The sequence below is a fragment of the Acinetobacter portensis genome, from assembly GCF_009372215.1.
GTDB lineage: Bacteria > Pseudomonadota > Gammaproteobacteria > Pseudomonadales > Moraxellaceae > Acinetobacter > Acinetobacter portensis.
On sequence record NZ_LWRV01000116.1, the window covers coordinates 1 to 984 of the forward strand.

Here is a 984-nt window from a genome sequence, read left to right on the forward strand (position 1 = left end):
TAACCTGAGTTCGATATAAAAAAAGAGTAGAAAAAAAGCCCTGTTTTTGTAACATATTGGTTCTCAAGACAAAATGTTATAAAACAAGGCTTCTCAATGGATCATATTACCGAATTATTTTGTATTTTGGATGATTTCTGCAAAAAATTTAATGAATCTTTAGAGAAAGCTTTAATTTCTAATCAAAAAACCAGGTTGAAAAAGTCAGCTTTAAGCTTGTCTGAAGCAATGACCATTGTCATTTTATTTCATCAATCCGGTTTTAGATTCTTCAAATATTTTTATTGCCAAATGATCGTTCCATTCTGGAAATCTGCTTTTCCTAAACTGCTTAGCTACAACCGATTTATTGAAATCATGCCCCGTTGTTTGCAAGCTCTGAGTAGTTTCTTCCATCAGGTGAAAGGAAAAGATACGGGAATCAGTATCATTGACTCCACTAAATTGGTAGTTTGCCATAATCTTCGGATTAAAAGGCATCGTGTATTTAAAGGCTTGGCCGGTCGTGGAAAAAGTAGTACGGGTTGGTTTTATGGTTTTAAATTACATCTCGTTATCAATAATTTAGGTGAAATTATTAATCTCAAGCTGACATCGGGAAATGTTCATGATGTTGCTATATTAGAATCTTTAACTCAAGAATTAAAAGGGATCCTACTCGGAGACAAAGGCTATTTGAGCAAAGCAAAAGCCGAAGCTTTAGCAGCAAGAGGACTGAAAATATTGACCCCATCACGTCGGAATATGAAAAATAAACCCATCCAAACTGAAGAAGAAAAACAATTACTTTGCAGAAGAGGATTGATCGAAACAGTGAATGATCAATTAAAAAATTTACATCAACTTGAACATTCACGTCATCGTTCGGTAAATAACTTCATGGTGAATATCATGGCTGCTGTAGTGGCTTATTGTTTGAACCCCAATAAGCCAACTTTCCAAAATATGCTAAAAGGTTAAGTGGATTTCATCGAACTCAGGTTA

The 984-nt window shown here is 34.5% G+C and carries 1 protein-coding gene; it reads left to right on the forward strand.

Translation table 11 applies throughout. The annotated features are described in order from the left end of the window. The first annotated feature begins 96 nt into the window (after nucleotides 1-96). Nucleotides 97-960 (forward strand): IS982 family transposase, encoded by an 864-nt coding sequence (locus A6M14_RS13855; protein WP_004679438.1) that lies wholly within the window; start codon nucleotides 97-99, stop codon nucleotides 958-960. The last annotated feature ends 24 nt before the right edge of the window (nucleotides 961-984 follow it).

Bases quoted from the DNA above. Each gene is read 5' to 3' on its own strand.
- A6M14_RS13855 (WP_004679438.1), top strand. From the start codon at position 97: ATGGATCATATTACCGAATTATTTTGTATTTTGGATGATTTCTGCAAA.